The 2551-nt window shown below is 44.0% G+C and carries 3 protein-coding genes and 1 pseudogene; all 4 read right to left on the minus strand.

Annotation, left to right across the window (positions count from 1 at the left end; all coding sequences use genetic code 11):
* Positions 1-421 (minus strand): annotated as a pseudogene (locus WMO65_RS25980) (hypothetical protein); the annotation flags it as partial.
* Positions 422-435: 14 nt separating this feature from the next.
* The gene (locus WMO65_RS25985) at positions 436-954 is read right to left on the minus strand and encodes a hypothetical protein (RefSeq protein WP_349064832.1); all 519 of its coding nucleotides are present in this window, start codon (positions 952-954) and stop codon (positions 436-438) included.
* 69 nt (positions 955-1023) lie between these two features.
* On the minus strand, positions 1024-1713 hold the full coding sequence (locus WMO65_RS25990) for a SipW-dependent-type signal peptide-containing protein (RefSeq protein ID WP_349064833.1): 690 nt from the start codon (positions 1711-1713) through the stop codon (positions 1024-1026).
* Positions 1714-2131: 418 nt separating this feature from the next.
* Positions 2132-2551, minus strand: a 420-nt coding sequence (locus WMO65_RS25995; RefSeq protein ID WP_349064835.1) for a hypothetical protein, incomplete at its 5' end; no start/stop codon positions are given.

Genomic DNA, 2551 nt, shown 5'->3' on the forward strand with positions numbered 1-2551 from the left:
TGGTATCAAACAGATCTGTGCTCTGGTTTGATCGAAATACGTTTGTATAATAATAATACTCTCCTCTTTGCACCCAGCCTTCAGAAAAGCCCGAAATATCCTCTTCTGTTATGGGACGCTCCACCTCATATTTGCTTGTAATGTCAACGCTCGCCCGTATATAACAGTCAATAGCCTTATTGGTGATCCGGGGAATGTGAGATATTTTCATCCCCGGCATGAGCATTTGTGGGCCGCTGTCCTCATCCACAGGGATGAGCCCATTACCTTTCTGTGCATAGGTCTCCAGATCAATATTTACAACAGACGTAGTAATATGATTCGTGACGGATGTTTCCGACTGGCTGGCAGCCACTACTGCGATACCTGCCATAGTCACCATACCGATACACAGTGCTGCCAAAAGATGTTTATGCTTCATGGATATCCCCCCTTTCAATGTGTCAGGCCTTTAAAGGCTTCCAGATATTGTGCGTCCGTATAGCCATCAGATTGCACAGACTCGGAATATACAATAATATCAAAGTCATCTAATCCATCCAAATCCGCATTATCTGCTATCTTTACGGTTTTCATTAAGGATGATGTACTCACATTGACTGGCAGGATATGTTTATAGTAATAATATCCATCCGTATTATTTTTTTCCCAGTCCGCAGTATTGATATCCAATGTGGAAACCGATTCTGCATCATCATTGGAAAATAAGATCTTTGTCCGCACAAAGCACGGCACATCCCCTGTATTTTTTACTTTTACATCCTTCTCCACTGTCCCTCCGGGTTTTGGATCCGGATCCGGGAAATGCTCATCCGTTTCGATCACATTTTCACCGAAGGTAAAACGGTTTATTTTCCCCGTTTGGGCGGACAGATAAGCAAAGATCCCGGTACAAGCCATGATGGAAATGAGAAGAGCGACAATGCCAATCATAATTTTTTTGTTTTTTCCCATCGGTTACCTCCTTAAAGCATGAGTCCCTCACGGCTCACAGTGGGGGACTCGTGAGGAACTCATAAAAGATCAGTTATATTTTTCTGTGATACTGTTCTGGTTCGTATATACTGTCCAGACATCTGCAGGAGCTGTCTTGCCGCCATTCAGATCGCTGGTCTGGATGGCATATGCATGGATCGGCATCTCAAATTTCTGCTGTTCCAGCCCCTGCCCTTCAATGGCATTTACGGTTGTCACTTCTGAGAAGATCGGAGTGGTAGCTTTTCCGGCCTCCAATGCTGTGCATACGTTGCTTGCAGCATAAGCATATAGATATCTGTGTGCAACAACACCTGAACCGTCCCTAACATCATAGGTACCCATTTTCACCCAGCCGGGATTGACGGTATAAGAATACAAATCTGTCAGTGCTGCTGGTTTCCGGGTCCCATCTGCATTCGCTACGATAATGTTCCGGCAAGGCACCTCCACCGTTGCAAAAATAAAGGCTTCGTTGATCCCGGTATTTGTGACAACCGGGTCTTTTACGATAGTCTTATTTGGCGTCAGGTCTTCTGCCTGATCCGGTATACCATTATTATCTTTGTCTGGATATTTGTCCCATTCCGGTTCTGTCAGGTCTACTGTCACTCTACCAACGGTGAATTTGTTTGTCTGCGTGTCCGTATCCGTGAAATAAGCGGATATGCCTCCAATGCCCATGATCGTGATCAATCCTAAAGAAACTGCTATTCCTTTTACTGTCTTGTTCTTCATACATTCTACTCCTTTATACTTTTTTCTTTTTACGGGTTCTACATTTTTTGTACATTTTCTAGCTCAACGGCACTCACTCCTCTGCGAATAAAATAAGCCGTAATCTTTCGGCCTTTATTTATAAAAAAAGGCCCTTCAGGATTTCTCCACAGGGCCTTTTCTTATCGCTTTTGTCTCTTTTACAATTATATCGTACCATATACCAATCCGTTTTGTTGGTTTAAATCGGTTTATTTCAGTATGCACTGGTAGAATAAGATCAAATATCATCAAAATTTATGGTTTCTTTATTTTTTAAGATTTCAATAGCTTTTTTATGATATGGATCATCATTCAGACGCAAAAAGCATCTATAATCGTCCACGTTTTTCCACCGTTCCACGAAAAAAGGCACTGGATCCTCTCCAATGCCTTTTTCTTATAACCTTTTTACTGGTTTTTTCATCTTTTCCTTCTTTTCTGGTTCTTTCGCCTCGGGCATACCGGGCATATACAGCCGTTTTAGCTTCAATATGCCATCAATCTGCTCATTTACAACCTCTTCTAAGATTTTGAGCCGCTCCTCCGGAAGATGGCAGGGATGTTCCCGGTCAAACCGGAACCCTTTCAGGTTGATCAGATCCGCCTGGATGGCCGGGGTAAGGGCCGCATGGGCGACCTCATTAAAGTCTTCCCCGATCCGGGTAGGCCGGGTGGACAGATAATCCTGCAGATGATCAAACTCCGCCTGCTCCGCATAAGGAAGCAGTGCCTGGTTGTGGTCGAATACTGGTGCCATCCCCGAAACCTGCATCGTATCCGTATCAAACAGCATCCCATAATTGCCGGCATGGCGATC

The organism is Blautia caccae (assembly GCF_040095955.1).
GTDB lineage: Bacteria > Bacillota > Clostridia > Lachnospirales > Lachnospiraceae > Blautia > Blautia celeris.